This window comes from Kitasatospora sp. NPDC042419 (assembly GCF_056437345.1).
Genome location: NZ_JBWKAW010000011.1, coordinates 104,554 through 128,314, shown reverse-complemented (window position 1 = coordinate 128,314; position 23,761 = coordinate 104,554). Strand labels below are relative to the sequence as shown.

Sequence of the window (23,761 nt, the reverse complement as noted above, 5' to 3'; positions counted from 1 at the left end):
CGTCGTGGGATGCGAGCAGGGACGCGGCGGCGTCGAACGCCGAGACGTCGAGTGCGGCGAGACTCACTTCTCCTCCTCGTCGGGCTCGGTGGCCTCCGCCGCGGCGATGGTGACCAGGTGGCCGGTGGTGGTGCCGAGCGCGCGGTGGGCGCCGCCCGGGGTGGAGTTGAGCGGGATCCAGACCGTGCGGTCCGGCATCTCCTTGGCGATCTCCAGCGGCAGGGTGAGCGAGCCGGCCGGACCGGTCAGCCGCAGCGCGGCGGGCGGACCGTCGGCGCCGAGCTCCGCGGCGGTGGTCGGCGAGATCCTGGCGACCGCCGGGTGGCGGGTGCCGGCCAGGTGCGGATCGCCCTCCTGGAGGGTGCCCCGGTCGAGCAGCAGCCGCCAGCCGGCCAGCACCGCCTGGCCGGTGGCCGGCCGCGGCAGCAGACCGGGGTGGGCCGCCGGGGCGGCCGGGCGGTCGCCGGTCCAGGGCGCGAACCGGTCCAGCTCCAGCCGGGCGGCCCGGACGTCCGGCAGGCCGAGCCGGTGGCCCAGCGCGTCGGCGAGCATGTTCAGCACCCGCAGGTCCGGGTGCAGGTGGCGGCCCATCTGCTGGTCCGGCTTGAGCGCGGCCTCGAACATCCGCACCCGGCCCTCCCAGTCGAGGAAGGTGCCGGCCTTCTCGGCCACCGCGGCGACCGGCAGCACCACGTCCGCGTGCGCGGTGACCGCGGACGGCCGCAGCTCCAGCGACACCACGAACCGGGCGGCGGTCAGCGCCTCCTCGGCCAGCGCCGGATCGGGCAGGTCGTCCGGGTCGACCCCGCCGACCAGCAGCGCGTCCAGGTCGCCGTGGGCGGCGGCCGCGAGGATCTGGTCGGTGTCCCGGCCGAGCCGGGCCGGGAGTTCGGCCACCCCCCAGGCCGCGGCGGCCTCGGCCCTGGCGGCCGGGGCGGCGACCGGGCGGCCACCGGGCAGCAGCCCGGGCAGCGCGCCCGCCTCGACCGCGCCGCGCTCGCCGGCCCGGCGCGGGACCCAGGCGATCCGGGCCCCGGTGGCGTGCGCCAGCCGGAGCACCGCGGTGAGCGCGCCGGGGGCGGCGGACAGCCGCTCGCCGGCCAGGATCACCGAGCCGGGGGTGCGGAGCAGCTCCGCGGCCCGGCCGGCGTCGTCGTTGAGCGGCTCGTCGGCGGCGAGCGCCGCCAGCCACTCGGCCTCGGTGCCGGGGGCGGCCGGCAGCAGCGCACCGCGCAGCTTGGCCAGGCCCCGGGAGGCGTGCGTGGCGATCGAGAACACCCGCAGACCGTTGCCGCGGCTCGCCTTGCGCAGCCGCAGGAAGACGATCGGCGACTCCTCCTCCGGCTCCAGTCCGGCGAGCAGCACGGCGGGCGCCGACTCCAGCTCCTCGTAGGAGACGCCGGTCCCGTCCACGTCGACGCCGCGCCCGGCGACGGCGGCGGCCAGGAAGTCCGCCTCCTCACCGCTGTGCGGGCGGGACCGGAAGTCAACGTCGTTGGTGCCGAGCACCACGCGCGCGAACTTCGCGTACGCGTAGGCGTCCTCGACGGTGACCCGGCCGCCGGTGAGGACACCGGTGCGGGCACCGCGCAGCCCCTCGGCGGCCCTCGCCAGCGCCTCCGGCCAGGAGGCGGCGACCAGTTCGCCGTCCCGCCGCACCAGCGGGGTGGTGAGCCGGTCGCGCTGCTGGGCGTAGCGGAAGGCGAACCGGCCCTTGTCGCAGTTCCACTCCTCGTTGACCGCCGGGTCCTCGCCGGCCAGCCGGCGGAGCACCTTGCCGCGCCGGTGGTCGGTGCGCTGGGCGCAGCCCGCCGAGCAGTGCTCGCAGACGCTCGGTGAGGAGACCAGGTCGAACGGGCGGGAGCGGAAACGATAAGCCGCCGAGGTGAGGGCGCCGACCGGGCAGATCTGGATGGTGTTGCCGGAGAAGTACGACTCGAAGTCGTCGCCCTCACCGGTACCGACCTGCTGGAGCGCGCCGCGCTCGACCAGGTCGATGAACGGGTCCCCGGCGATCTGCTGGGAGAAGCGGGTGCAGCGGGCGCAGAGCACGCAGCGCTCGCGGTCCAGGAGCACCTGGGTGCTGATCGGGACCGGCTTCTCGTAGGTGCGCTTCATCCCCTCGAAACGGGAGTCGGCGTCACCGGTCGCCATCGCCTGGTTCTGCAGCGGACACTCGCCGCCCTTGTCGCAGACCGGGCAGTCCAGCGGGTGGTTGATCAGCAGCAGTTCCATCACGCCGCGCTGCGCCTTCTCGGCGACCGGCGAGCTGACCTGCGTCCGGACCACCATGCCCTCGGCCACCGGGATGGTGCAGGAGGCGACCGGCTTGCGCTGGCCCTCGATCTCCACGATGCACTGGCGGCAGGCGCCGGCCGGGTCGAGCAGCGGGTGGTCGCAGAAGCGCGGGATCTGGGTGCCCACCTGCTCGGCGGCCCGGATCACCAACGTCCCCTTGGGGACCTGCACTTCGACGCCGTCGATGGTGAGCGTGACCAGTTCGACCGCGGCCTTGGAGGTGGATGGCTCTGTGATCGTCACGCGTGCACCTCCCTTTCGGTGGCGGACTGGTGGCCGGGGCGGGGGCCGTCGGCCCAGACGGTGGAGGCGGCCGGGTCGAAGGGGCAGCGGCGCTCCGCGAGGTGCTGCTCGTACTCGGCCCGGAAGTGCTGGAGGGAGGAGACGATCGGGCTGGCCGCGCCGTCCCCCAGGGCGCAGAAGGACTTGCCGTTGATGTTGTCGGCGATGTCGAGGAGCTTCTCCAGGTCCCCGTCGACGCCCTCGCCGGCCTCGATCCGCCGGAGCAGCTGGACCAGCCAGTAGGTGCCCTCGCGGCAGGGGGTGCACTTGCCGCAGGACTCGTGGGCGTAGAACTCCGTCCAGCGGGTGACGGCCCGGACCACGCAGGTGGTCTCGTCGAAGACCTGCAGGGCCTTGGTGCCGAGCATCGATCCGGCCGCGCCGACGCCCTCGTAGTCGAGCGGGACGTCGAGGTGCTCGTCGGTGAACATCGGGGTGGAGGAACCGCCCGGGGTCCAGAACTTGAGCCGGTGGCCCGACCGGACGCCGCCGCTGATGTCGAGCAGCTGGCGCAGCGTGACGCCGAGCGGGGCCTCGTACTGGCCGGGGTTGGTGACGTGGCCGGAGAGCGAGTAGAGCGTGAAGCCGGGGGACTTCTCGGTGCCCAGGCCCTTGAACCACTCCTTGCCCCTGGCCAGGATCGGCGGCACCGAGGCGATCGACTCGACGTTGTTGACCACGGTCGGGCAGGCGTAGAGGCCGGCGATGGCCGGGAACGGCGGGCGCAGCCTCGGCTGGCCGCGGCGCCCCTCCAGCGAGTCGAGCAGGGCCGTCTCCTCGCCGCAGATGTACGCGCCGGCGCCGGCGTGGACGGTGATGTCCAGGTCGAGGCCCGGGCCGAGGGCGTCCTTGCCGAGCAGGCCGGCCCCGTACGCCTCGGCGACGGCGGCCTGCAGTCGGCGGAGCACCGGGACGACCTCGCCGCGCAGGTAGATGAAGGCGTGGTCGCAGCGGATCGCGTAGGACGCGATGATCATGCCCTCGATCAGCGAGTGCGGGTTGGCGAAGAGCAGCGGGATGTCCTTGCAGGTGCCCGGCTCGGACTCGTCCGCGTTGACCACCAGGTAGTGCGGCTTGCCGTCGTTCTGCGGGATGAACTGCCACTTCATCCCGGTGGGGAAGCCGGCGCCGCCGCGGCCGCGCAGACCGGCGTCCTTGACCAGCGCGATCACCTCGTCCGGCGCCATCGCGAGGGCGGCCTTCAGGCCCTCGTACCCGGCGTGGCGGCGGTAGGTGGCGAGGGTCCAGGGCCGGGTGTCGTCCCAGGAGGCGGAGAGCACGGGGGTGAGGAGCTTCTCGGCCGGCTCGGCGGAGGTCATCACGCTTCGGTCCCTTCGTGGCGGGGCGAGACGACGCGGGTGCCGCCGGTGCCGGGCAGGGCCTCGCCGCGGGCCAGTCGCAGGCCGGCCAGCGAGGGGGCGCCGCCGGCGCCGGACTCGTCGACCACCCCGGCGCGCTCGTCGGGGAAGCCGGCCAGGATGCGGGCGGTCTCCTTGAAGGAGCAGAGCTTGGCGCCGCGGGTGGGGTTGGCCTCCCGGCCCGCCCGCAGGTCGTCGACCAGCTGCTTGGCGCTCTCCGGGGTCTGGTTGTCGAAGAACTCCCAGTTGACCATCACCACGGGCGCGTAGTCGCAGGCCGCGTTGCACTCGATGTGCTCGATCGAGATCCGGCCGTCCTCGGTGGTCTCGTTGTTCTTGACGCCGAGGTGCTGCTGGAGCTCCGCGAAGATCTCGTCGCCGCCGAGCACCGCGCAGAGGGTGTTGGTGCAGACCCCGACGTGGTACTCGCCGGCGGGCCGGCGCCGGTACATGGTGTAGAAGGTGGCGACGGCGGTGACCTCGGCGGTGGTGAGGTCCAACTGCTCGGCGCAGAACCGGATGCCGGTCGGGCTGACGAAGCCCTCCTCGGCCTGCACCAGGTGCAGCAGCGGCAGCAGCGCGGACCGGGCCACCGGGTAGCGCCCGATCAGCTCGGCGGCGTCGGCGGCCAGCCGGGAGTGCACCTCCTCGGAGTACGGCCTGGCCGGCAGCGCCGGCATCCCCAACTGGACGTCTGTCACCGGTCCACGCCTCCCATCACCGGGTCGATCCCGGCCACCGCGACGATCACGTCGGCCACCTGGCCGCCCTCGCACATCGCCGCCATCGTCTGCAGATTGGTGAACGACGGGTCCCGGAAGTGGACCCGGTACGGGCGCGTCCCGCCGTCGCTGACCACGTGCACGCCGAGCTCGCCCTTGGGTGACTCGACCGCCGCGTACGCCTGGCCGACCGGGACCCGGAAGCCCTCGGTGACCAGCTTGAAGTGGTGGATCAGGGCCTCCATCGAGGTGCCCATGATCTTCCGGATGTGGTCGAGCGAGTTGCCCATCCCGTCCGGGCCGACGGCGAGCTGGGCCGGCCAGGCGATCTTCTTGTCGGCCACCATCACCGGACCGGGGCGGAGCCGGTCCAGGCACTGCTCGACGATCCGCAGCGACTGCTTCATCTCCTCCAGGCGGATCAGGAAGCGGCCGTACGAGTCGGCGCTGTCGGCGACCGCGACCTCGAAGTCGTAGTCCTCGTAGCCGCAGTACGGGTCGGTCTTGCGCAGGTCGTGCGGCAGGCCGGTGGCGCGCAGGATCGGGCCGGTGGCACCGAGGGCCAGGCAGCCGGGCAGGTCGAGGAAGCCGACGTCGACCAGGCGGGCCTTGAACACCGGGTTGCCGGTGGCGAGTTTGTCGTACTCGTGCATCCGCGAGCGGATGGTCTTCACGGCCTCGCGGATCTGGTCCACCGCGCCGGGCGGGAGGTCCTGGGCGAGCCCGCCGGGGCGGACGTACGCGTGGTTCATCCGCAGGCCGGTGACCAGCTCGAAGACGTCCAGGATCAGTTCGCGGTCCCGGAAGCCGTAGATCATCAGCGTGGTGGAGCCGATCTCCATCCCGCCGGTGGCCAGGCAGACCAGGTGCGAGGAGATCCGGTTGAGCTCCATCATCAGGACGCGGATGACGCTGGCCCGGTCCGGGACGTCGTCGGTGATGCCGAGCAGCTTCTCGACGGCCAGGCAGTAGGCGGTCTCGTTGAACAGCGGAGTCAGGTAGTCCATCCGGGTCACGAAGGTGGTGCCCTGGACCCAGCTGCGGAACTCCATGTTCTTCTCGATGCCGGTGTGGAGGTAGCCGATGCCGCAGCGGGCCTCCGTCACCGTCTCGCCGTCGATCTCCAGGATCAGCCGCAGCACGCCGTGGGTGGACGGGTGCTGGGGACCCATGTTGACGATGATGCGTTCGTCGTCGGCCCGGCCGACGGCCTCGACCACCTCGCCCCAGTCACCGCCGGTGACCGTGAAGACCCGGCCCTCGGTGGTCTCCCGGGCGGCGGCCTCCGCCGCCCCCTGGTGCGCCTCTTCGTAGTGCTGGGTGCTCATCAGCTGTACGACCTCCGCTGGTCGGGCGCCGGGATCTGGGCGCCCTTGTACTCGACGGGGATGCCGCCGAGCGGGTAGTCCTTGCGCTGCGGGTGGCCCAGCCAGTCGTCCGGCATCATGATCCGGGTGAGCGCCGGGTGGTCCTCGAAGACCAGGCCGAAGAAGTCGTAGGCCTCGCGCTCGTGCCAGTCGTTGGTCGGGTAGACGCTGACCACGGACGGCACGCGCGGATCGGCGTCCGGCGCGGTGACCTCCAGCCGGAGCAGCCGGCCGTGGGTGATCGAGCGCAGATGGTAGACCGCGTGCAGTTCGCGGCCCTGGTCGCCCGGGTAGTGCACGCCGCTCACGCCGAGGCAGAGCTCGAACCGGAGGGCCGGGTCGTCGCGCAGGGTCCGGGCGGTGCGGAGCAGGTGCTCGCGGGCGATGTGGAAGGTGAGCTCGGCGCGGTCGACGACGGTCTTCTCGATCACGTCGGCCGGGTCGAGGCCCTGCTCCTCCAGCGCGCCCTCCAGCTCGTCGGCCACCTCGTCGAACCAGCCGCCGTACGGGCGTTCGCTCGCCGGCGGCAGCGCGATCGGGGCGACCAGCCCGCCGAAACCGGAGGTGTCGCCGCTGCCCTGGGCGCCGAACATGCCCTGCCGGCGGCCGACCACCTCGACCGGGATCTCGCGGCGCGACTCATCGCGGCGGGTCTCGGGTACCTGGTCGTTCATCGCAGCAGCCCCCGCATCTCGCTCACGGGGGTGGCCTGCAGCGCGAGCGCCTCGCCCAGCTCCTCGGCACGGCGCCGGTTCACCCCGAGCGGCTCGTGCTGGATCTTGTCGTGCAGCTTCAGGATCGCGTCCATCAGCATCTCCGGGCGGGGCGGACAACCCGGCAGGTAGATGTCCACCGGGACGATGTGGTCGACGCCCTGCACGATCGCGTAGTTGTTGAACATCCCGCCCGACGAGGCGCAGACGCCCATCGAGATGACCCACTTCGGATTGGCCATCTGGTCGTAGACCTGGCGCAACACCGGGGCCATCTTCTGGCTCACCCGGCCTGCCACGATCATCAGATCGGCCTGCCGGGGCGAGCCCCGGAACACCTCCATACCGAACCGGGCCAGGTCGTAGCGGCCCGCGCCCGTGGTCATCATCTCGATCGCGCAGCAGGCCAGCCCGAAGGTGGCCGGGAAGAGCGACGCCTTTCGCACCCAGCCGGCGGCCGTCTCCACGCTCGTGAGCAGAAAGCCGCTCGGCAGCTTCTCCTCGATTCCCATCAGATCCCTCTCAATGCCCTCAAGTCCTGTGGTTCATCCGCCCGTTCAGGCTTGTCCGCCCGTTCACAAGCTCCGGCGGCCGCCCGGCACCCAGTCCCGCTCCAGGCTCAGTCCCACTCCAGACCGCCGCGCCGCCAGACGTAGGCGTACGCGACGAAGACGGTGGCGATGAACAGGAGCATCTCGACCAGCCCGAAGATCCCCAGGGCGTCGAAGCTCACCGCCCACGGATAGAGAAAGACGATCTCGATGTCGAAGACGATGAAGAGCATCGCCGTCAGGTAGTACTTGATCGGGAACCGACCGCCGCCCACGGGCTGCGGGGTCGGCTCGATGCCGCACTCGTACGCCTCCAACTTGGCCCGGTTGTAACGCTTGGGCCCGGTCAGTGAGGCCATCACGACGGAGCCGACCGCGAACGCCGCCGCGATGGCACCGAGTACGAGGATCGGCGCGTAGGCATTCATAGCCCCCGCTCCCTCCGTCCAGTCGTCCTTGACTGCAGATCGGAACCGACGGGTCACACTGTGGTGAACCCGGCGTTCCAGTTCCCGCGATCCACCCCATGTGAGGCAGTTCACAAAGCCTGGAACGAGCGCATCCTATGCCCGTCGGCTTGTGATCTGCGACACGCAGTTCAGGACGATCTTTGTGATCTCCGCCACCTCGCGAATGGTGGCGAAAGTGAACATGGCGAGAGTTGTCGACTCAAAGAAGTCAAATGGTCACAACCAGTCGCATTTATCTGCGAAGCGGCAGGTCAGAGCCGCGCTCCTATATCAACTATGCGACGCTGTGAGCAAATTTCCAGGCGTCATGTTGACGTGTTATAGCGGCTCACCCTCAGGGGTGGCGGCCCTCCGAACGTCCGCTTGACCCTTCGTTCACAAGCGCGCGAGCAGAGAGCCGAGTTGGGGCACCGGAGTGCGGGCAGCGCCGGCCGCGGCCGGGCGGCGGGTAGCTAGCAGTGGTCTGCGACGGCGGCGACGGGAGAGCCGGCGGGGCGGCGGGGGCTCGGTCGGTGGGGTGGGACGACGGGGGCGGGGCACGGCTCGGTGAGGGCGCGGGGGCGCAGGTGGTGTGGGGCGTGTGGGGTGCGTGGGGCGCGTGGGGGTGCGTAGGACGTGAGGCTCGCGTGGGGCGTGGGGTTTCGGTGTGCGGTGGAGCGCGGGCTCCGGCTCAGGCCCCGGCCTCCCAGGCCCAGGCTGCGATGCCGACCCGGTTCCGCGTTCCGAGTTTCCGCTGGATGGAGGCCAGGTGGTTCTTCACCGTCCCCGCGGTGATGAACAGCTCCGTCGCGATCTCGGCGTTGGTCGCGCCGTCCGCGACAAGCGTGGCGATCTCCATTTCGCGCGCGGTGAGTTCCTCGACCGGCCCGACGCGCGGAGTCTCCTTTCCTTCCCGCCTCTTCTGTCGCCCCAGCCTCCCCAGCCCCTTTCCCTCCTCGCTCGGTTTCTGCTCTCCTCCTCGCGACAGCTGCCGCAGCAGGCGCACGGTGACCTGGGGACTGATCAACGCGTCCCCCGCGACGGCGGCCCGAACCGCCTCCGCCAGCAGTGCCGGCCCCGACCGCTTGAGCAGGAACCCCGCCGCACCGGAACGGATCGCCGCGTGCACGTACTCGTCCAGGTCGAAGGTGGTCACCACAACCACCCGGAAGTCCCCGCCCAGCCGCCGGGTCAGCTCCAGGCCGTCCAGTCGCGGCATCCGGATGTCCGCGAGGATCACGTCCGGACGCAGCCGCTCGGCCTGCCCGATGGCCTCCTCCCCGTCCGCCGCCTCACCCACCACCTCGATGTCCGGCTGGGCGTCCAGGATGATCCGGTACGCACTGCGAATCGCCTCGTCGTCATCGGCCAGGAGCACCCTGATGCTCATCGGTCCACTCCTCCTTCCGTCGGCCGGTACGGCCCCCGCACTGTTCCTGTCGCCTTCGTCGCCCGAACGCCCGGCACCCCGCAGCCGGTCGCCCTGCAGCACCCTGTCACCGTGCGTCCAGTGGCATCGTCGCCGCCACCTGCCAGCCGTCGCCTTCCCGGCCCGCGTCGAGCGTCCCGCCCAGGGCCTCCACCCGTGCCTCCAGCCCCGCCAGCCCGCTGCCGCCCCGGCGCGATCCGGGTGCCTGCGTGCCACCGCCGTCGTCACGCACCACCACCGCCAACCGCCGCCCCTCGTACCGAACCTGGACGTCGACCACGCTGGCACCGGACGCGTGCCGGCGGACGTTGGTCAGCGCCTCGACCACGACCCGGTAGGCGGTGGCCGCCACCTCCCGGGGAACCGCGGGCTCGCCGGCCGGGGCGTCCAGCCGCACCGTCACGCCGCCCGAATCGGCGAACCGCTCGGTGAGCTCGGCCAGTTCGGCCAGGCCGGGCTGCGGGATCCGCTCCGGACCGTCCTCCTCCTCGCTGCGCAGCAGCCGGACGGTCCGGTCGAGCGAGGCCAGGGCCTGCAGCCCGGCCTGCTCTATCCGCTCGAACAGTGCCGCCGCCCGCACCGGGTCCGAGGCCGCCAGCACCGAGCCCGCCTGCGCCTGGGCGACCATCCTGCTGACGTCGTGAGCGACGAAGTCGTGCAGGTCGTGGGCGAGTTCGAGGCGCTGTGCGCGGCGGGCGGCGGCCACCGAGCGGCGCCGGGTGTCGTCCATCCTGCGCAGGTAGAGCCCGGTCAGGACGGTCGGCAGGGCGAGCACCGCACCGAAGCCGAACAGCGTCAGTGCGTCGATCGAGTTGTCGGCGGTCTCGAACCGGGACAGCCACAGCACCACCGCGGCACCGATCGTCCAGGACGCCGCCGCGGAGCGCCAGCCGTCCTCCGCCCGCAGGGTGACGACCACCACCAGGATCAGGAGGGCGATTTCGAGCAGCCCGACGCCGCCGGGCCAGCGCTCCTCCTGGCCCCAGCCACCCGCGACCCGGACGCCGAGCGTGACCGACAGCGAGATCGCACCGAGCACACCGGCCGACGCCGACGCCCCGTAGCGCGACCGCAGCGGCAGCCACCCCAGCAGGACGGCCACCGGGACCACCAGCGACAGGAACTGACTCATGATCGCCTCCTTCCGAGAGGAAGCCTACGGATCGCCCGGTGGCTCCGCTTGTGCCGTTCGGCACATCTACGCGGCCGCTCCGAGCAGCGAAGACAGCCCGATCGGCACTGACGGAGCCACCGCCCCGGCGAGCACTCTTGATCCCGTCGGGCCGGCCGCAGGGGCCGGTCCGGAGAGGAGCCGGCCACCGTGTCCGCAACCACGACCACCCCGACCGCCACGGCCACCGTCGGTACCGCCGCCACCGTCGGTACCGTGCGTACCTTCACCCCCCGCACGGCGAGGAGCGGCCGGGCCGCGCCCCGGCGGGGCACCGCCCGCGCCGTCCGCCCCGCCGGCACCCCGCGCTGGGCCGAGGTGGCCGCCAGGGCCGCGGTCTGGACCACCGTGCCGTCCGGGCTCTGGCGGGTCGCCCTCGGGGTCGGCGTCCCGGTCGGCTTCAGCGGCGAGCTGGCCGCCAGGCTCGACCCCCACGTCCCCGGCTGGGGCACCGCCTACCTCCTCCTGCTGAGCGCCCTGGCCGAGGCGGTGGCCTTCCTCACCCTCGGGCTGGTCCGCCCCTGGGGGGAGGTGGTGCCACGCTGGATCCCTCTGATCGGCGGCCGGACCGTCCACCCGCTCGCCGCAATCGTCCCGGCCGCCCTCGGCTCCGCCGTGCTGACCTGGGTCGGCCTGAACAGCCTGCTCGGCGGCTGGGCCACGTCGATGAGCGATCCGGAAGCCCCGCACGGCACCGCCGGAGTGATCATGACCCTCTGCTACCTGCCGCTGGTCGCCTGGGGTCCACTGGTCGCCGCCGTCACCGTCGCCTACGCCCGCCGCACCCTGGGGCGCCGGTGACGAGCACGGCACCCGCGGCCACGCCCGTCACCGCGGGTGCCGGTCAGACCGCGGCCCGCTCCGGCACCGTGTCCGCGCCTGCGTCCGCCTCCCCCGCACGCGGCGAGCGCGCAGCCTCTCGGGGCAGTGCCACCGCCGTGCGTCGCCCCCACTCGGTGGCGACCAGGACGAGGGCCCCGCCCAGCAGGGCGAGCGGGCCGAGGTGGTTGCCGGCGAGGGTGATCCCGAAGACCGCCGCCCAGAGCGGTTCGGTACCGAGCAGCAGACTGACCCGGGAGGGCGAGGTGGTGCGGACGGCCCACATCTGCACGAAGAACGCGAAGAGCGTGCAGAGCAGCGAGAGGTGCAGCAGCCAGCCCCACTCGGCGGGCCCGTACGTGGCGGCGACCGTCCAGGGCAGCGGCCCGACGAAGGGTGCGACGACGGCGAACACCACGGTCGCGGTCGCGAGTTGGACCCAGGTGAGGGCCAGCGTGTCGGTCTTCCGGATCGCCCGGACGCGGGCGGTGGCCAGTACGTTGACCGTCCGCACCACGGCCGCGCCGAGCACCAGCAGGTCGCCCGGGGACGGTGCCCGCAGCCCGCCGTCTCCGGTGAGCAGCGCGATACCCACCACCGCCAGGCCGGCCGCCGCAAGGAAGGGCCTCGGCAGCGCGGTCCGGGCGAGGGCGCTCTCCGCGAGCGGGGTGAACACGATCGTGAGGCTGATGATCAGACCGGCATTGGTCGCCGAGGTGTGCACCGCACCGAAGGTCTCCAGGAGGAAGATCGCGCCGAGCACCAGCCCCAAGGACGCCCCGCCGAGCCACTCGGCACGCCCCATCCGCCGCAGCCCCCGCCAGGCGAACGCCCCGAGCAGCGGCAGGACCAGGCCGAACCGCAGCACCAGCATGGCCACCACCGTGTCCGGTTCGGCCACCCGCTGCACCGCCAGGAAGCTCGAACCCCAGACCACTGCCACCAGCAGCACCGGCACATCTCTGAGAACGGACGACGAAGCACGCATGGGCAGGACCTCTTCGAAGCGAACGGAACCGGCAGGCGAGAGTCCCGCACGACGTCGGACGGATCCCGGGGCTGAGCAGTGGACCGAGCAGTGAACGGAACGGTGAACCGGGCAGACGGCCGGACACCGGGCCCGGCCGGGGTGGAGCAGGGGTCCGCCATCCTCGCGCACCGGAGGCCGGACGATCAACGGCATTCCACCCCTACCGGATCCCCACCCCGCCGTGGATGATGTCGCCATGACAACGCAGCCGTCCCCCTCCCACCGGAAGGCACGTCAAGTGAAGCGGAAACACTGGGCGTTGATCGCCGCGGCCACCGTCCTGCCGCTCGCCGCGAGCACCGGCACCGCCGTCGCGGAGACCCCGTCGGCCGGCACCGCCGCCACCTGCACCTACACCCCGGCGGTCCCCGCCGACAACTTCAAGGGCATCCCGGTCTTCGACGCCAAGAAGGCCGCCAAGCCCTACAGCGCGACCCTGAAGACGACCCAGGGGGCGATCACCTTCCAGGCGCTGACCGACAAGGCCCCCTGCACCACCTTCTCGTTCCGCTTCCTCGCCGAGCACGACTACTTCGACCGCAGCCACTGCCACCGGCTCACCACCCAGCGGATCTTCGTCCTGCAGTGCGGCGACCCGACCGGTACCGGCAGCGGTGGCCCGGGCTACTCCTTCCCCGACGAGAACCTGGAGGGCGCCACGTACCCCGCCGGCACCGTCGCCATGGCCAACGCGGGCCCCAACACCAACGGCAGCCAGTTCTTCTTCGTCTGGAAGGACACCAAGCTCTCCCCCGCCTACACCCCGTTCGGCCGGATCACCGCGGGGCTGGACGTCCTGCAGAAGATCGCCGCCGCCGGCGAGGACGACCAGAACAACCCCGGCGACGGCTACCCGAACCTCTTCGTCAAGATCCGCGACGTCCGGATCGCCAAGCGCTGACCCGCCGTACGGCTCCCCGCCGCCTCACACCACCGCTCCCGTACGGTGGACCACGCCATCGACACCGTACGGGAGCAGCGCCGCATGGACAGCAGGATCTGGGAGAGCGTCGACCACCTGGTCGCCTGGCTCGACGAGGAGAGCCCGCTCACTCCTCAGGAGGAACGGCTGGCCCGCATCCTCAAACTCTCCGAAGAGGTCGGCGAGGTCAGTGCCGCCGTGATCGGCGTCACCGGCCAGAACCCGCGCAAGGGCGTCACCCACACCTGGGAGGACGTCCAGCACGAGCTCTGCGACGTCGTCTTCTCCGCGCTGGTGGCTCTCCGCACGCTCACCCCCGACGCCGCACGGGTCTTCGCCGAACGCCTCGCCTACGTCGAGCACCGCTCGACCGCCAGCCGCCGCCCCGGGGAGGACCGGCCCTGACCGCGGGGTGACGCCCGGTGCCGCACGGCTCACCCGGGCCGGGGCCGCGCGGCCGGGGGCCCGGGTGAGCCGGGGCCGGGGGCTGGGCGAGCCGGGGCCGGGGGCTGGGCGAGCCGACCGGCCCGCCCCCGAGGATCAGGCGTTCGGGGCGGCCTTGGCGAGGCCGTTGATGATGCGGTCCATCGCGTCGCCGCCCTGGGGGTCGGTGAGGTTGGCCAGCATCTTCAGGACGAACTTCATCAGGATCGGGTGGGTCAGCCCGCGCTGGGTGGCGAGCTGCATGACCTTCGGGTTGCCGATGAGCTTCACGAAGGCGCGGCCGAGGGTGTAGTAGCCGCCGTAGACGTCCTTGAGGATCCGCGGGTAGGCCTGGAGGGCCCGCTCGCGACCGGCCTCGGTGACCCGGGCGTGGGCCTGGACGATGACTCCGGCGGCGATCTGGCCGGATTCCATCGCGTAGGCGATGCCCTCGCCGTTGAACGGGTTGACCATGCCGCCGGCGTCGCCGACCAGCAGCAGGCCGCGGGTGTAGTGCGGCTGCCGGTTGAAGGCCATCGGGAGGGCCGCGCCACGGATCGGGTCGGTCATGTTCTCGGGGGTGTAGCCCCACTCCTCCGGCATGCTGGCGCACCAGGCCTTGAGGACCTCGCGCCAGTCCAGCTCGCCGAAGGCCGGCGAGGAGTTGAGGATGCCGAGGCCCACGTTGGAGGTGCCGTCGCCCATGCCGAAGACCCAGCCGTAGCCCGGCAGCAGCTTCCGCTGGCCCTCACGGGTGTCCCACAGCTCCAGCCAGGACTCCAGGTAGTCGTCGTCGTGGCGCGGGGAGGTGAAGTACGTCCGGTAGGCCACGCCCATCGGGCGGTCCTCGCGGCGGTGCAGGCCCATGGCGAGCGACAGCCGGGTGGAGTTGCCGTCGGCGGCCACCACCAGCGGGGCCCGGAAGGTCACCGCGCGCTTCTCGTCGCCGAGCCGGGCGGTGACGCCGACGATCCGGCCGGTCCGGTCGTCCAGCACCGGGCCGCTGACGTTGCACCGCTCGTAGAGCCGGGCACCCGCCTTCTCGGCCTGACGGGCGAGCAGCTCGTCGAAGTCGGCCCGCTTGCGGACCAGCCCGTAGTCGGGGAAGGCCGAGAGCTCCGGCCAGTCCAACTCCAGCCGGACGCCGCCGCCGATGATCCGCAGTCCCTTGTTGTGCAGCCAGCCGTTCGCGGTCGACACGTCGATGCCCATGTCGACCAGCTGCTTGGTGGCGCGCGGGGTGAGCCCGTCGCCGCAGACCTTCTCCCGGGGGAAGGAGGTCTTCTCCAGCAGCAGCACGTCCAGGCCGGCCTGGGCCAGGTAGTACGCGGTGGCGGAGCCGGCCGGGCCCGCGCCGACCACGATGACGTCCGCGGTGCTCTCCACAACGCCTGCGCTCAGGTCAACGGCGGTCTCGGACACGGTGGGCACACTCCTGCTGGGGTCGGCCGGCCGTCGGGGGCCGGCACGGCTGGGCTTGGACGAGTCTACGAGTTGCGGACCGGGCCCTCGGCCGGAGCCGCGGTCGGCTCCGGCGAGTCTGCCCCGGTGGGTCAGCCCTCGCGCACCGGACCGGAGGACCGGGCCACGGCCCGCACGGGACCGGAGGTCGACCCCTGCGGTCGCACGGACAGCGGGACGGACAGCCGGACGGACAGTCGGACCTGACGACCGGAGCGGGCGATCGGCCGGGCAGTCAGGCCGGACGGTCAGGCCGGGCGCCCGTACCGGGTGGCCGTACCGGGTGGTCGGCCGAGCGGTCAGACCTTGTAGGCCCGGTGCAGGGCCACGATGCCGCCGGTCAGGTTGCGCCAGGCCACCTTGGACCAGCCGGCCTCCTGCAGCATCCCGGCCAGCTCGGGCTGGTCGGGCCAGGCCCGGATGGACTCGGCGAGGTAGACGTAGGCGTCCGGGTTGCTGCTGACCGCCGTGGCGACCGGCGGCAGCGCACGCATCAGGTACTCGGTGTAGACGGTCCGGAACGGCGTCCAGGTCGGCGTGGAGAACTCGCAGATCACCAGCTTGCCGCCGGGCTTGGTGACCCGCTGCATCTCGCGCAGGGCCGCCTCGGTCTCGTGGACGTTGCGCAGCGCGAAGGAGATCGTCACCGAGTCGAAGGTGCCGTCGGCGAACGGCAGCCTGGTGGCGTCCCCGGCCGTCAGCGCCAGCTCGGGGTGACGGCGCTTGCCCTCGGCGAGCATGCCGACCGAGAAGTCGCAGGGGACGACCTGGGCCCCGGCCTCCTGGAAGGGCAGCGAGGAGGTGCCGGTGCCGGCGCCGAGGTCGAGTACGAGGTCCCCCGGTCCGGCGGCCACCGCCTCGGCCACCGCCCGGCGCCAGGCGCGGGCCTGGCCGAGGGAGAGCACGTCGTTGGTGCGGTCGTACTTGGCCGCGACGTCGTCGAACATTGCGGCGACTTCGTGCGGCTGCTTGTCCAGAGAGGCTCGGGTCACGACCCCATTGTTCACCCTGGCCCCGACGATCCGGGCAAGGGGGCACGTCCGAGGCGATCCGGGCGGCGCGGCCCGGGCCCGCCCCGACGGGGACCGGCGTCCGGGCACGCCGCACCCCGGCGCGGGCGGCGCGTCAGTGCAGGCCGCGCCGGCCGCCGGAGCGGCGCTTGCGGCGCGAGCGCTTGCCGTGCGTTATCGCCGGCATGCCTTCGGCCAGCGCACCGGTCGCCAGGGCCACGGTGGTGGCGATCCGGTTCTGCCCGCTCCGGACGGCCACGTCCCGCCGGTGCCGCCGGATCCTCAGCATGCAGACGGCGAAGAGCACCACGGCCACCGGCACGCTGAACCGGGCCAGCCCGACGCCGACCGGCTGCGGGTAGGTGTCGCCGCAGACCCGGACGGCGCCCGGGTCGTCGGCCGCGTGCTCCAGGCAGACCGCGTCGCCGACCTTCACGCCGTCGGCGAGCGGCAGCGCGGCCGCGGTGTGCTGCTGGCCGACCGCCCGGTAGCTGACGGTGCTGTAGGAGCCGCCGCCGGCGGCGAGCTGGGTCACGGTGCCGTCGACTCTCACCGGGTGCGCGCCGATCCGGTCGGCCTGCTCGGCCTGACGCCAGCCCAGCAGGCACATGCCGAGGGCCAGTACGGCGCTGAGCACGGCGGTGAGGTACCAGCCACGGCCCAACCGCGGGGAGCGCGGCGGGGGGACGGTCGCGGATCGCATGGTTCCTGTCCTGGCTTGCGTTCGGGGCCTGGGACGGGGCCCCGCCGCCCGAGGGGCACGGGCGGAGTGTGGTGAGGGTACGGACTGAGCTGAGCCGGATGCTATCCGCTGGCGGGCCCTCAGGTCACGACGAAGGGGGAATCAGACACCCTCGTTGACGCCACAGTTCGAGGGCATACGAAGCAAGTCCCTTGCGCCGCACGGGAGTCTCACCGAGCAGCAGAAAGCAGCAGTATTACGGTACGACTACCAATGAGTAGCATGCGGACATCGACGCCAAGGCGATCTCGGCGCCCTCCCCCGGCGACGATCCACCCTGACGGTCACCCGGCCCGACTCCGGCCCCGGCCCGACTCCGACCCCGACCCGACGAGGCCCGGCCCGGCCCCGTCGTCGGCCCCGGCCTCAGCGCCGACGGAACACAAGCCGCCCGGCCAGCACCGTGGCCCGACAACCGCCGGCCCGCGGCCCGTCCGGGCCGGGCTCGAACACGGCGAAGTCCGCCCGGCCCCCGACGCCCAGCCGGCCGTGCACGGCCCCGGCGAACGGCAGCACCGCGAGCGGGTCCAGCGGCCCCGCTCCGGCCCCCGCTCCGCCCGTCCCACCCGATCCATCGGCCTCATCGGCCCCATCCGGTGCACCGGAACCGCCGAGCGCACCTGAACCGCCGAGCGCCCCGGGACCGCCCGGTGCGCCCAGTCCCGACCGGGCCACCGCCGTCCGCACCGAGGCCCGTTCGAACGGGCCGGCCACCGCCGTCACCCCGAACCCGAGCATCCGCTGCAGCCCGCGCCGGGCGCTCGCGCCGCACCGCGCCTCGTCGGCCGGATCCCCGAGCCCCCCGAGGCCTCCGGGCACCGGCTCGTCGCCGACCCCCTCGCGCGGGTCCGGGTGGTACGCGCGCTCCAGCAGCCAGTGCCCGTAGGGGTTGCGGAGGCCGGGCGTCAGCAGCCCGTCACCCCAGTCCCGCACCCGGGCCGCCGGGTGCTCCGCCGCCAGCTCCGCGTACGGGCCCACGGCGGCGACCAGTTCGCCGCGCACGAGCACCGCCCCGTCGGTGTGGGACGGGGCGGTGGGATCGGCCGGGTCCGGCAGCACACGGGCCGCCCGGTGCAGGGTCAGCACAGCGGTGGTCGCGCTCAGCCGTTGTCGAGGATCTTCAGCTCGGGGTGCGCCGTGCCGCCCTCGATCGCGGTGGAGGCGATGTGCGAGGCGACCCGCGGGTCGACCGGGTCGTTCGCCGGGTCGTCCAGCACCCGCAGGTGCTCGTAGGTGGTCGAGCGCTGGGCGGGGACGCGGTCCGCGGCCCGGATCAGGTGGATCAGCTCGGTGAGGTTGGAGCGGTGCTTGGCGCCGGCCGCCGAGACCACGTTCTCCTCCAGCATGACCGAGCCGAGGTCGTCCGCGCCGTAGTGGAGCGACAGCTGGCCGGCCTCCTTGCCCGTGGTCAGCCAGGAGCCCTGGATGTGGGCGACGTTGTCCAGGAAGAGGCGGGCGATGGCGATCATCCGCAGGTACTCGAAGACGGTCGCCTGGGTCGACCCCTTCAGGTGGTTGTTCTGGGGCTGGTAGGTGTACGGGATGAAGGCGCGGAACCCGCCGGTGCGGTCCTGCACCTCGCGGATCATCCGCAGGTGCTCGATCCGCTCGGCGTTGGTCTCGCCGGTGCCCATCAGCATGGTGGAGGTGGACTCGACGCCCAGGCCGTGGGCGGCCTCCATGATCTCCAGCCAGCGCTCACCGGACTCCTTGAGCGGGGCGATCGCCTTGCGCGGGCGCTCCGGCAGCAGCTCGGCGCCGGCGCCGGCGAAGGAGTCGAGGCCCGCCTTGTGGATCCGGGTGATGGCCTCCTCGATCGAGACGCCCGAGATCCGGGACATGTGCTCGACCTCGGACGCGCCCAGCGAGTGGATCACCAGCTGCGGGAAGTCCGCCTTGATCGCCGAGAAGGCGCGCTCGTAGTACTCGACGCCGTAGTCCGGGTGGTGGCCGCCCTGGAACATGATCTGGGTGCCGCCCAGCTCGACCGTCTCCGCGCAGCGGCGCAGGATCTCGTCGAGGTCGCGGGACCAGCCCTTGCTGCTCTTCGGCGCCACGTAGAAGGCGCAGAACTTGCACGCCGTCACGCAGACGTTGGTGTAGTTGATGTTGCGCTCGATGATGTACGTCGCGATGTGCTCGGTGCCGGCGTAGCGGCGGCGGCGCACCGTGTCGGCCGCCGAGCCGAGCGCGTGCAGCGGGGCCGAGCGGTAGAGCTCCAGCGCCTCCTCCGGGCTGATCCGGCCTCCGCCGGCCGCCCGGTCGAGCACGGCCTGCAGGTCGGTGCTGGGCGCATCGAGGGTGGTCGCTGCGAGCTCGGACACCTGACGGCCTTCTCTCTCTCGGGTACTGCTGGTCTTGCGGGCGCTGCCGGACGGGCACGGTCCCGGGCTGCACCGTCGGGTTGCACCGGCGGTTCGAACCGTCAGTCCGCAACACCGGGCTGCATCCGGTTCAGCCTACGCCAGCGCCTCCGCTCCCCCGCGTCAGCCCGCCCGCCGCAGCGTCCCGGACGGGTTCCCGGCCTTCGGGTCGGCCGAGGTGAAGACGATCGCGCCGTCCTTCTGCAGGGTGAGCGTCTCGGAGTACGAGCCGCCGGTGCACGCGCCGGGCAGCGAGGAGCGGACCAGCCGGGAGGTGAACACCAGCTTCTCCGGCTCGGCCGAGGTGAGCGTCCAGGCCCCCTCGCAGCTGACCGAGAGCAGGCCGGTGAGCTCGTTGCGGCTGGTGGTGGCCTCCTGGCCGAGCGCCGCCTTCCCGATGACCAGGGTGGTCGTACCGGCGGGCACCCCCTTCTGGGTCGTCATCTCCCCGCGCCAGGTGCCGAGGAAGGACTCCGGGACGACGCTCGGCCCGCCCGCCGGGGTGCCGCTCCCGGAGGCGCTGCCGGACGGCGTCCCGCCCACCGGGGTGCCGCCCGACGGCGTGGCGCCCGCCCCGGTCCCGCCCGACGGCGACGGCGACGGCCCGCGCGACGGCCCGCCGGGCGTGGTCGACGGCGGCGGCTGGGTCACGCCCCCGACGACCGGGGCACTCGGCGAACCCGAGCCCGAGCCCGCGACCACGGCCGGCGGGTCCTCCTTCCCCCACACCCGGTAGGCGCCGTACCCGCCGCCCGCCACCAGCAGCAGCAACGCACCCGCCACGAGCGCGGCCCCGTACCGGCGCCGGGGCGCCGCCCCGCCCGTCGGCGCGCCCCACGCACCCGATCCCCCGGCCGCACCCGCGCCTGCACCCGCACCGGGTACGAAGGTCGGCGTCCGGTCGGCCCCCGGCGGGACCGGCGCGGCCCCCACCGACGACTCCTCCGCCTCCAGGTCCAGCAGCTGCACCGCGCTCCGTCCGACCGCCGCCGCCAGCGCCGGCGGCAGCCAGCCGCCCTGCCCCAGCCGCGCTGCGGCCGTGCCGTCCGGGTCCAGTCGCGCGCGCAGTTCACGCGGGGTCGGGCGGGCGGCCGGGTCCTTGGCCAGGCAGGCGAGCACGGTCGAGCGCAACGGCCCCTCGGGCAGGCCGGAGAGGTCCGGCTCCTCGTGCACCACCCGGTAGAGGAGGACGGCGGCGCTCACTCCCTCACCGAAGGGGTGCGCCCCGGTGGCGGCGAAGCCGAGCACGGCGCCGAGCGAGAAGACGTCGCTGGGCGGCCCGGCGAGCAGCCCGTTCGCCTGTTCGGGGGACATGAAGCCGGGTGAGCCGACCACGTAGCCGGACTGGGTGAGCCCGCTGGCGGCGTCCAGGGCCCGGGCGATGCCGAAGTCGATCAGTCGCGGGCCGTCCAGGGTGAGCAGCACGTTGGACGGTTTGACGTCGCGGTGGACCAGCCCGAGGCCGTGGACGTGGTCGAGCGCCTCGGCCAGGCCGGCGCCGAGGGTCCGGACGGCCGACTCGGGCAGCGGCCCGTGTTCCGTGACGGCGGTGCCGAGCGCGGGACCGGCGACGTAGCCGGTGGCCACCCAGGGGTGTTCGCCCTCGGTGTCGGCGTCCAGGACGGGTGCCGTCCAGGAGCCGCCGACCCGGCGGGCGGCGTCCACCTCCTGCCGGAACCGGGCGCGGAACTCGGCGTCCTCGGCCAGCTCGCCGCGCACCACCTTGACCGCCACCGTGCGGCCGCCGGCCGTCCGGCCGAGGTAGACCCGGCCCATGCCGCCCGCGCCGAGCCGGCGCAGCAGCCGGTAGGCGCCCACCCGGCGCGGATCGTCCGATCCCAGTGCCTGCATCCCCCGCACCCTCCCGTCGCCGCACGGCCCCGCCTCCGGGGCACGGATTCCGGGTGCAGACGCTACCGGGCGGCGGACGGTGAGGCGCCACATCCCGTGGCCCGGCCCGTCCGGCCCGGGGTCAGGCCGGACCCCGGGCGGGCCTGACCGTGGGCCGGACCGGGATCAAGCCGGAACGGACCGGACCCTGGCCGGCCCGGGCCCGGGTCAGGCGACGACGGGCGCCGGTTCCAGCAGCCGCACGGCCACGTCGGGCGCGAAGCCGCTGTCGGGCGCGACCCGGCGGGCGAACTCGGCCAGCCCGGCCAGCTGCCGCTCGCCGAGCGAGAAGTCCAGCGCCTCGCTGAAGTACCGCTCCAGCACGCCCGCGTCGAACGCCTCCCAGCGGGCCGCGTGCGCGGCGACCTCGCGGGCCTCCACCAGCGAGAGGTCCCGGGACTCCAGGAAGGCCCGGTGCACCGCCGCGGTCAGTTCGGGCCGGCGCTCGGCGAAGTCGCGGCGGGCGGCCCAGACCGCGAAGACGAACGGCAGCCCGGTCCACTCCTTCCACATCTCGCCGAGGTCGTGCACCGCCAGTCCCTGCGCGGCGGCCTGGCCCAGGTAGGCGCGGAGCGCCGGGTCGCCGATCAGGACGGCCGCGTCGGCCTCCGCGAGCATGGAGTCCAGGTCGGGCGGGCAGCTGAAGTACTCCGGGCGCACGCCTTCCCGCTCCTCCAGCAGGAGCCGGGCGAGCCGTACCGAGGTACGGCTGGTGGAGCCGAGGGCGACCCGCCGGCCGTCCAGCTCGGCCAGCGGCACCTTGCTGACGATCACGCAGGACATCACGGGACCGTCGCTGCCGACCGCGATGTCGGGCAGCACCAGCAGTTCGTCCGCGTGCCGGAGGTACTCCACGCAGGTGATCGGCCCGATGTCGAGAGAACCGCCGACCAGTTGGTCGCTGAGCTTCTCCGGGGTGTCCTTGGTGAGGTCCAGGTCGAGGAGGTTGCCGGTCCGCGCCAGTCCCCAGTAGAGGGGTACGCAGTTCAGGAACTGAATGTGCCCGACCCGCGGCCGGACCGGGGTGGTGTTCTCCTCGGGATCCAGCGGTCCCGCATCCGGTGCTGCCACTGCGCCGCTCCCTTGCTGTTCGTGCGCTTCCCCCGCAGGGTATGCCCGCCGTTCCGGAAGCCCGGCACCGGCCTTACGACACGCGCTCGCGCCGTCGCGGCACTCTCCGCGCGGACCGCCGCGAAGGACCGCGGACAGCGTCCCGGCAGCTCACGCGCGGGCCGGCCCGGCGGCTCCCGCGCACTGCCCCAACGGGCCGTGCAGGCCGCCGGAACGGCCTTACGACACGTGCGGTCCGGCCCGCAAGTCACCCCTGGTCGTCACAGCAGCCGCATGCTAGCGTTGCCCTCAGTTGCAGTTTGATTCCCCTTGCAGTACTTGAAGCCTGCGGAGCATGTAACCGCGGGCTTTTTGTAGTTTTTCAGCAATATCGAAAAACTCCGGACCCGTCCGGAGGCAGGGCGATCAGCGCAGCGGACCGGGTGCCACACGGTGTGGTCCCCGACACGTCCCTCGCAAGGAGAACGGCATGGCTCAGGGAACCGTCAAGTGGTTCAACGCTGAGAAGGGCTTCGGCTTCATCGCCCAGGAGGGCGGCGGCCCCGACGTCTTCGTCCACTACTCCGCCATCAACGCGAGCGGTTTCCGCTCGCTGGAGGAGAACCAGGCGGTCAGCTTCGACGTCACCCAGGGTCCGAAGGGCCCGCAGGCGGAGAACGTCACCGTTATCTGACCATCCTCATGATGTCCTGATCGCTCGGGACCCCCTCGGGTCCGCCGACGGCCGCCGGCCGTCACCATGAGCACAAGAGCAACACCCAAGGGGGCCCGCCGTTTCCGGTGGGCCCCCTGCCTCTTCCCGCGGCACCCGCGCCGGGCCGCTCCCGCAGCCCCGACGGACGCCTCGGGCCGGCCCCGACCCCGGTTCGCGGACACGGCCCCGGAGCGGACCCTCGGAGCCGCAGGAAGACGGGGCTTCGTACGCGAGGCACCGCCGTCGAACAGGCCTTTCCCATGGGCTACTCTCCCGCCGTGAAAACATGAGAGACCGAGGCTGTCCCTCCGGGGTGCGGGAAGTACGGGAGAGGCGGCCGGTCGAACGGGGGGGGGGCCGGCTCGGCTGGCTGGACGCGCTGCGCGGCATCGCCGCCATGGTGGTGCTGCTGCACCACTTCGATCTGGTGCCACTGCTGCCGCCGGCCCTGGGCAAGTTCGTCTGGTGGCACTTCGACATGGGCTTCTACGGAGTCATGTTGTTCTTCATCGTGAGCGGCTACATCATCCGGGCCTCTCTCTAACGTCGCGGTGACGTCAGGGCGTTCTGGGTCGGCTTCTCAGTCCACCTGCTGCACGTCCCGCTGATGCACACCACCGGCCCGCTGGTGGGCGTGCCGCCGCTTCCGAAGTCCGACGGCGACAAGCTGGTGTGGGCCGCCGAGTACCTGTCCGTGACCCTGGTGGTGAGCTACCTGATGTACCGGCTGGTGGAGATTCCGGCGCAGAAGCTGGGCCGCCGGGTCCTCAAGGCGGTCGAGCGCCGGTACCCCGGATCGGGCCCGGAGGCCGGGGGTCGGCCGGACGCCGCGCCGGTGCTGCCCGCGCAGGCCGATGACAGTGACCGGGTGCGGGTACCGGCCACGGTCGGCGCGGGCGCCGGGGCGGGCGCCGTCGCAACGGGCCGACCCGGCCGTCGCACGTACACCGAGGGCCCGCCGCGCTCCTGAGGAGGCGCGGCCGGCCGGTGGGAGTC

Annotated in this window: 23 protein-coding genes; 6 read left to right on the top strand and 17 right to left on the bottom strand. The window is 72.9% G+C overall.

Annotation, left to right across the window (positions count from 1 at the left end):
• Nucleotides 1-63: 63 nt before the first annotated feature.
• The 9 genes from AC067J_RS21860 to AC067J_RS21820 form a co-directional block, all read right to left on the bottom strand.
• Entirely contained in the window at nt 64-2,541 is a 2,478-nt protein-coding gene (locus AC067J_RS21860; RefSeq protein WP_478301606.1) for an NADH-quinone oxidoreductase subunit G, read from the bottom strand.
• Nucleotides 2,538-3,899 (bottom strand): NADH-quinone oxidoreductase subunit NuoF, encoded by a 1,362-nt coding sequence (gene nuoF, locus AC067J_RS21855; RefSeq protein WP_478301604.1) that lies wholly within the window; start codon nt 3,897-3,899, stop codon nt 2,538-2,540. The genes AC067J_RS21860 and nuoF overlap by 4 nt, the downstream gene beginning before the upstream one ends.
• Nucleotides 3,899-4,639: an NADH-quinone oxidoreductase subunit NuoE gene (gene nuoE / locus AC067J_RS21850; RefSeq protein WP_478301602.1), complete on the bottom strand. Its 741-nt coding sequence runs from the start codon at nt 4,637-4,639 to the stop codon at nt 3,899-3,901. The genes nuoF and nuoE overlap by 1 nt, the downstream gene beginning before the upstream one ends.
• Nucleotides 4,636-5,988, bottom strand: coding sequence for an NADH-quinone oxidoreductase subunit D (locus tag AC067J_RS21845; protein WP_478301600.1), 1,353 nt, complete (start codon nt 5,986-5,988; stop codon nt 4,636-4,638). Before AC067J_RS21845 ends, nuoE begins: the two co-directional genes overlap by 4 nt.
• Complete coding sequence (locus tag AC067J_RS21840; RefSeq protein WP_478301598.1) at nt 5,988-6,701, bottom strand: NADH-quinone oxidoreductase subunit C; 714 nt, start codon at nt 6,699-6,701, stop codon at nt 5,988-5,990. Before AC067J_RS21840 ends, AC067J_RS21845 begins: the two co-directional genes overlap by 1 nt.
• Nucleotides 6,698-7,252, bottom strand: coding sequence for a NuoB/complex I 20 kDa subunit family protein (locus tag AC067J_RS21835; RefSeq protein ID WP_478301596.1), 555 nt, complete (start codon nt 7,250-7,252; stop codon nt 6,698-6,700). Before AC067J_RS21835 ends, AC067J_RS21840 begins: the two co-directional genes overlap by 4 nt.
• A gap of 107 nt (nt 7,253-7,359) precedes the next feature.
• The gene (locus AC067J_RS21830) at nt 7,360-7,719 is read right to left on the bottom strand and encodes an NADH-quinone oxidoreductase subunit A (RefSeq protein WP_014137597.1); all 360 of its coding nucleotides are present in this window, start codon (nt 7,717-7,719) and stop codon (nt 7,360-7,362) included.
• Between the two features lie 712 nt (nt 7,720-8,431).
• Nucleotides 8,432-9,130: a response regulator gene (locus AC067J_RS21825; RefSeq protein ID WP_478301594.1), complete on the bottom strand. Its 699-nt coding sequence runs from the start codon at nt 9,128-9,130 to the stop codon at nt 8,432-8,434.
• A 106-nt stretch (nt 9,131-9,236) separates the two neighbouring features.
• Complete coding sequence (locus AC067J_RS21820) at nt 9,237-10,301, bottom strand: sensor histidine kinase (RefSeq protein ID WP_478301592.1); 1,065 nt, start codon at nt 10,299-10,301, stop codon at nt 9,237-9,239.
• 189 nt (nt 10,302-10,490) lie between these two features.
• Here AC067J_RS21820 and AC067J_RS21815 point away from each other — a divergent pair, with 189 nt between their 5' ends.
• Nucleotides 10,491-11,141 carry a hypothetical protein gene (locus tag AC067J_RS21815; RefSeq protein WP_478301590.1) on the top strand — a complete coding sequence of 217 codons (651 nt, stop codon included), beginning with the start codon at nt 10,491-10,493 and terminating at the stop codon, nt 11,139-11,141.
• A 43-nt stretch (nt 11,142-11,184) separates the two neighbouring features.
• Here AC067J_RS21815 and AC067J_RS21810 read toward each other — a convergent pair whose 3' ends face one another.
• Nucleotides 11,185-12,147 carry a DMT family transporter gene (locus tag AC067J_RS21810; protein WP_478301588.1) on the bottom strand — a complete coding sequence of 321 codons (963 nt, stop codon included), beginning with the start codon at nt 12,145-12,147 and terminating at the stop codon, nt 11,185-11,187.
• 280 nt (nt 12,148-12,427) lie between these two features.
• Here AC067J_RS21810 and AC067J_RS21805 point away from each other — a divergent pair, with 280 nt between their 5' ends.
• Together AC067J_RS21805 and AC067J_RS21800 are read left to right on the top strand one after the other, a co-directional pair.
• A complete protein-coding gene (locus AC067J_RS21805; RefSeq protein WP_478301586.1) occupies nt 12,428-13,090 on the top strand; it encodes a peptidylprolyl isomerase in 663 nt (220 codons plus the stop codon).
• A gap of 84 nt (nt 13,091-13,174) precedes the next feature.
• Nucleotides 13,175-13,516, top strand: a complete 342-nt coding sequence (locus tag AC067J_RS21800) for a MazG-like family protein (RefSeq protein WP_478301584.1) — start codon at nt 13,175-13,177, stop codon at nt 13,514-13,516.
• A 135-nt stretch (nt 13,517-13,651) separates the two neighbouring features.
• On the opposite strand, the gene AC067J_RS21795 is transcribed toward AC067J_RS21800, so the two are convergent.
• The 7 genes from AC067J_RS21795 to AC067J_RS21765 all read right to left on the bottom strand — a co-directional run bounded on the left by AC067J_RS21795 (nt 13,652) and on the right by AC067J_RS21765 (nt 22,071).
• Nucleotides 13,652-14,956 (bottom strand): geranylgeranyl reductase family protein, encoded by a 1,305-nt coding sequence (locus tag AC067J_RS21795; RefSeq protein ID WP_478301582.1) that lies wholly within the window; start codon nt 14,954-14,956, stop codon nt 13,652-13,654.
• Between the two features lie 338 nt (nt 14,957-15,294).
• Nucleotides 15,295-15,987, bottom strand: a complete 693-nt coding sequence (locus tag AC067J_RS21790) for a demethylmenaquinone methyltransferase (protein ID WP_478301580.1) — start codon at nt 15,985-15,987, stop codon at nt 15,295-15,297.
• Nucleotides 15,988-16,120: 133 nt separating this feature from the next.
• Nucleotides 16,121-16,708 carry a hypothetical protein gene (locus AC067J_RS21785; protein ID WP_478301578.1) on the bottom strand — a complete coding sequence of 196 codons (588 nt, stop codon included), beginning with the start codon at nt 16,706-16,708 and terminating at the stop codon, nt 16,121-16,123.
• A gap of 405 nt (nt 16,709-17,113) precedes the next feature.
• Nucleotides 17,114-17,833: an amidohydrolase family protein gene (locus AC067J_RS21780; protein ID WP_478301577.1), complete on the bottom strand. Its 720-nt coding sequence runs from the start codon at nt 17,831-17,833 to the stop codon at nt 17,114-17,116.
• Nucleotides 17,834-17,847: 14 nt separating this feature from the next.
• A complete protein-coding gene (mqnC, locus tag AC067J_RS21775) occupies nt 17,848-19,071 on the bottom strand; it encodes a cyclic dehypoxanthinyl futalosine synthase (protein WP_478301575.1) in 1,224 nt (407 codons plus the stop codon).
• A 162-nt stretch (nt 19,072-19,233) separates the two neighbouring features.
• Nucleotides 19,234-20,961: a serine/threonine-protein kinase gene (locus AC067J_RS21770; RefSeq protein ID WP_478301573.1), complete on the bottom strand. Its 1,728-nt coding sequence runs from the start codon at nt 20,959-20,961 to the stop codon at nt 19,234-19,236.
• A 207-nt stretch (nt 20,962-21,168) separates the two neighbouring features.
• Nucleotides 21,169-22,071, bottom strand: coding sequence for a menaquinone biosynthetic enzyme MqnA/MqnD family protein (locus AC067J_RS21765; protein ID WP_478301572.1), 903 nt, complete (start codon nt 22,069-22,071; stop codon nt 21,169-21,171).
• A gap of 469 nt (nt 22,072-22,540) precedes the next feature.
• On the opposite strand from AC067J_RS21765, the gene AC067J_RS21760 reads away from it, so the two are divergent.
• The 3 genes from AC067J_RS21760 to AC067J_RS21750 all read left to right on the top strand — a co-directional run bounded on the left by AC067J_RS21760 (nt 22,541) and on the right by AC067J_RS21750 (nt 23,735).
• Nucleotides 22,541-22,744, top strand: a complete 204-nt coding sequence (locus tag AC067J_RS21760; protein ID WP_327679974.1) for a cold-shock protein — start codon at nt 22,541-22,543, stop codon at nt 22,742-22,744.
• Nucleotides 22,745-23,051: 307 nt separating this feature from the next.
• Nucleotides 23,052-23,309 carry an acyltransferase family protein gene (locus AC067J_RS21755; protein ID WP_478301570.1) on the top strand — a complete coding sequence of 86 codons (258 nt, stop codon included), beginning with the start codon at nt 23,052-23,054 and terminating at the stop codon, nt 23,307-23,309.
• A 63-nt stretch (nt 23,310-23,372) separates the two neighbouring features.
• On the top strand, nt 23,373-23,735 hold the full coding sequence (locus AC067J_RS21750; protein WP_478301568.1) for a hypothetical protein: 363 nt from the start codon (nt 23,373-23,375) through the stop codon (nt 23,733-23,735).
• Nucleotides 23,736-23,761: the final 26 nt, after the last annotated feature.